This window comes from Parafrankia colletiae, assembly GCF_001854655.1.
In the GTDB taxonomy this organism is placed as follows: Bacteria; Actinomycetota; Actinomycetes; order Frankiales; family Frankiaceae; genus Parafrankia; species Parafrankia colletiae.
Genome location: NZ_MBLM01000061.1, coordinates 1 through 4,421 on the forward strand (window position 1 = coordinate 1; position 4,421 = coordinate 4,421).

The 4,421-nt window shown below is 70.8% G+C and carries 3 protein-coding genes and 1 pseudogene; 1 reads left to right on the plus strand and 3 read right to left on the minus strand.

Translation table 11 applies throughout. The features are described from left to right. Positions 1-276: 276 nt before the first annotated feature. The 3 genes from CC117_RS09010 to CC117_RS09020 form a co-directional block, all read right to left on the minus strand. Positions 277-1,536 (minus strand): acyl-CoA dehydrogenase family protein, encoded by a 1,260-nt coding sequence (locus CC117_RS09010; RefSeq protein ID WP_071083307.1) that lies wholly within the window; start codon positions 1,534-1,536, stop codon positions 277-279. A gap of 26 nt (positions 1,537-1,562) precedes the next feature. Then, positions 1,563-2,687, minus strand: a complete 1,125-nt coding sequence (locus tag CC117_RS09015; RefSeq protein WP_071083308.1) for an acyl-CoA dehydrogenase family protein — start codon at positions 2,685-2,687, stop codon at positions 1,563-1,565. Positions 2,688-2,831: 144 nt separating this feature from the next. Then, positions 2,832-3,644, minus strand: a complete 813-nt coding sequence (locus tag CC117_RS09020) for an SDR family NAD(P)-dependent oxidoreductase (protein WP_071083309.1) — start codon at positions 3,642-3,644, stop codon at positions 2,832-2,834. Between the two features lie 535 nt (positions 3,645-4,179). Here CC117_RS09020 and CC117_RS09025 point away from each other — a divergent pair. After that, positions 4,180-4,421, plus strand: a pseudogene (locus CC117_RS09025) (ABC transporter substrate-binding protein); the annotation flags it as partial.

The following is a 4,421-nucleotide window of genomic DNA, read 5'->3' on the forward strand; positions in this document are numbered from 1 at the left end:
TAACTAAGCGGCATTGGTCTCGAAACCGCGTTCGGTCCACAAATGCAACGCGGAACGGACCAGGCGGCGCCGGGTCTCCCGGGAACGCTCCTGCAGGAGGCCCGCGCGCCGCCGTGGCTCAGGCGAAATGCTCACCTTCCGGAGTATACCGATGGCACAGGGGTCATCGACAGTGGGCGTGATGCATCCGATGTCGCCGAGACTTCCGCCACATCCGATCGCATCGCTCCTCCGTCCGCCACCCGATGAACGCGGGTGAACATCGCGCCTTCCGTCTCAGCTATTGTCCAGCCACTGCCGGGCGCTGCGCTGTACCTCGTTGAACGGCTTGCCCCGGTCGAAGCTCGGCTCCCGGGGCAGGCCCAGCACGCGTTCGCTGATCGCGTTGCGCTGCATCTCGTTGGTGCCACCGGCGATCGACCAGACCCGGCTGTTCAGATAGTCCAGCGTGGCCCGGCGGCCGTCATCATCCCGCCAGACAAGTGGGATCCCGCGCCCGATTTCCAGCGCAAGGCGCGCTCGTTCCGGGTTGTACACACCGGCCGAGAGCTTCCAGTAGGAGGCGATTCCACTCGCCGGCTTGTCGCTGGACCGCAACAGGCCAGTGATCCGCCGGCCGAGCTGCCCGCGGGCCCAGTCGGCGGTGTGGATCCGCGCCAGCGCCTGGCGTGCCACCGGGTCCTGCGCGCGGCCGGCGGCCCGCGCGAGCTCGACCAGGAACGGGTCGAGCTCGGCCGGGCCGACCTCGGGCAGGTTCACCGGGTCGTCCCGGCCGGCGCCGCGCTCGACGAGCAGCATGGTCTGCGCGACGGTCCAGCCCTGGTCGACATCGCCGATCACGTCGTTGTCGGGGACGAAGACGTCGTCGAGGAACTCCTGGCAGAACTCCGCGCCTCCGGTGATCTCCCGGATCGGCTGGATCGTCACGCCGGGAGCCCGCAGCGGCACCGCGAACCAGGTCAGCCCGCGGTGCTTGGGGGCGTCCCAGTTGCTCCGGGCCAGGCACATGCCGAAGTCGCCCTCGGTGGCGCCGCTGGTCCAGATCTTCGAGCCGGTGATCAGCCACCCGCCGTCGGTGCGCACCGCCCGGGTGGTGATGCCCGCCATGTCCGAGCCCGCGTTCGGCTCGGAGAACAGCTGGACGAACAGCTCGTCGGCGGCGAGGATCCGCGGGATGTGCCGGGCGAGGAACTCCGGCGAGCCGTGCCGGATGAGCGTCTGCCCGACCGGCCCGTAGGTTGTGCCCCCGGCGTGGCCCAGATCGGGCAGCCGGTAGGGGATGGCCTCCAGCGCGAAGGCGCGTGCGTGCGCGTCGCTCAGGCCCTGCCCGCCGTACTCGCTGGGCCAGTTGATCCCGGCGTAGCCCGCCTCGTAGATCTTCTTCTGCAGCGCCCGCTCGGCGCGGAAGTCCTCCTCCGTGTGCGCGTCGCTGCCGCCACGCCCGCCCGCCTGGCCCGCCTCACGGCGCTCGAGGTTCGCGGCGAGCCAGCGCCGCGCCGCCACGCGGTACTCCTCCAGATCCGGCGCGGTGGCCATGACCCCTCCTTCGTTCCCCATCGCGGTCAGACCCCGGCCAACTGGCAGACCCGCTCGCGGTGCCAGGTCGGCGAGCCGTACAGCGAGGCGTCGGTCGTGAGGCGGCGCAGGTAGAAGTGGAAGTCGTGCTCCCAGGTGTACGCGATCCCGCCGAAGTGCTGCCAGCAGCTGTGCGCGACCTCCACCGCGGCGTCACCGACGAACGCCTTCGCCAGGCTCGTGGCATGCGCCGCGCCGTGGCTGTCCTCCTGGACGGCCCGCGCCGCGGAGGTGACCACGGCGTGGCTCATCTCCACCGCGAGGCTGCTGTCCGCCAGCTGGTGCTTGACCGCCTGGAACGAGCCGATGGGACGTCCGAAGGCGATGCGGTCCTTGCAGTACTGCAGGGCCAGGTCGAACAGGTACTGCATGGCCCCGGCGGTCTCCGCGGCGCTGAGCACCGCGGCGATCCGCAGCTGGGCCTCGACGGTGTCCCCGGCCGCGCCGGGCGTTCCCAGGACGGCGGACCCGTCCACCTCGACGTCGTCGAAGTGGATCTCACACAGCCGCCGGCTGAGGTCGAACCCGGACAGGACCTCGACGCGCACTCCGGGCGTCGCCACCGGCAGCAGGAACTGGGTGGGGCCCTCCGGCGCGGTGACCGTCACCAGCAGCCACTGCGCGGTCTGCGCCTCGACGACAAGCCCCTTGCTGCCGGTCAGGCGGTACCCCCCGTCCACCGCCCGACACCCGACGCCGGTCGCGCCCGACCAGTCCCCGGCCGGGTCCGCGACGGCCCAGGCGACCGACGCCTCGCCCTCGATCAGACTCGGCAGGATCTTCGTGACCTGCTCCTCCGAGCCGTCCCGGGACAGGGCCGCCACGGCGACGTTCGTGTCGATGAAGGCACCCGGCTGCAGGTACCGGCCGCGTAGCTCGGCGAGGACGGCCGCGTCGAGGAGCCCGTCACCGGACACCGAGCCCCCGCCCAGCGACTCGGGCGCGAGGAAGGCGAACCAGCCCAGCTCGGCGGCCTCGCGCCGGTACGAGGCGTCGACCTCGCCGCCGGCGTCGATCAGCTCACGTAACGCCGGCAGCGGCAGGCGCGATTCGATGAACCGTTCCGTCGTCTCCTTGAGGAGGCGTTGGTCCGGGCTGAGATCGGGATCCATTGCTGTTCCCTTCGGGGCTGTGCCGGCGCAGCCGTGCGCTGCTGCGCATCCCTCGGCTTCGTGGCCCGCGTGATGGGGTCACGATCGCTGCCGCCGGAATACGCGGGTTCTCTGGCAAACCGGGCATTCCGATGTGCCGCTCCGTCACATGTTGACCGAATAGCCGCCGTTCACCGGATAGGTCTGGCCGGTGATCCACGACGCCGCCGGGCTGGCGAGGAAGGTGATGAGGCCGGCCACGTCGTCGGGTTGCCCGAGTCGGGGAACGATGTAACGCTTCAGCTGCCGCCGCACGCGCTCGGCCAGTTCCGGCGACTCGCGCGCCATGTCCTCGAGGCCGATGGTGTCGACCGTGCCCAGCGCGACGTTGTTGACGGTGATCCCGTCCCGGCCCACCTCGCGGGCGATGGCCCGGGTGAAGCCCGCCGCTCCCGCCTTCGCCGCGGCATACGGTGCCATGTGCGGCTCACCCACGCGGCCCGCGTCCGACACGATCGTGATGATGCGCCCGTCGCCGGCTGCGATCATGTGGGGGAGTGCCGCGCGGGTGCAGTTCATGACGCCGTAGAGGTTCACGGCGAAGTACCGGTCCCAGTCGGCCGGCTCGGTGTTCGTGAACTCCCCGAGGCTGACCGAGGGCCCGCGCCCGCCCGGCGGCGCGGCCTCCAGCGTCGGGGGGCCGGCGTTGCCCGCGTTGTTGACCAGGATGTCGACCTTCTCCGCGCCGATCGCCTTGGTCGCCGCCGCGTAGTCGGAGACGTCGAAGGGGCTGGCCAGCGCGGCCCCGCCCAGCTCCTCGATCTCCTTGGCGACGAGGGTGGCCCGGTCGGGCACGTAGTCGTTGACGATGACCCGGGCCCCGGCCGCGGCCAGGCTCAGGCAGATCGCCCGCCCCACACCCTGGCCGCCCCCGGTGACCACGGCCGATTTACCGCCCAGATCGATGGTGAAAGTCACGTGTGGTGGCTCCCTTCCGCGGTGAGCGTGGAAACCGGCCTGGATGCCATGGTCCGACACGACCTCGCCCGCACACCTTAGTTAGACCGAGTCTAACTATGCAAGAGCCCGGAACGGCCGGATCTCCATCTCCTCGACGGCCTGTACCCTCGCGGCCACCGACCATCACCATCCCGCCACGCGCCGTCCGGCCGCAGCCCGTCCCGCCGGCTCGCGCGCCACGGCCACCCCCGCTCCAGGGTTGTGTGACCTGCCTCTACCTGTTAAAAAGAGGACCCCGCTAAATTTGACTCAGTTTAAACTCCGGTCGCGGGTGGGTGGAATGGGGCAAACCACCCTCCATGGCCGGTCGCCGGACCCGGCCAGTCCGGAACACACACGCGCCCACACGGGAAACACAGCCACGCGGAAACACCCCGTGCCGCCCTGCCCCGGGCCGGGCCACCCGCGAGACACATCCACCGCGCGACCCGACCACTCCACCGGGCCGGYCTACCGGCCTGTGCACAGTAACCACACCGGGAAGGGAAATCACGTGATAATCCGCAGGACTCTCGCGGCCATTGCCGCGGCCGGACTCTTATCCGCCGCCCTCGTCGCCTGTGGCGACGATGGCGACTCCGACAGCACGACCAGCGCCGCCGGGCTTACCGGCGCACCGATCACCATCCAGGTGTTCACCTCCCTGAACAGCGTCACCCCGCACACCGAGTCCTACGAAGGCGCCCAGGCCGCCGCCGCGGCCGTCAACGCCTCCGGCGGCATCAACGGCCGCCC

What these genes read in the sequence shown, in the direction of transcription:
- CC117_RS09010 (WP_071083307.1), bottom strand. Translation starts at nt 1,536, where the DNA reads ATGGCCACCGCGCCGGATCTGGAGGAGTACCGCGTGGCGGCGCGGCGC.
- CC117_RS09015 (WP_071083308.1), bottom strand. Translation starts at nt 2,687, where the DNA reads ATGGATCCCGATCTCAGCCCGGACCAACGCCTCCTCAAGGAGACGACG.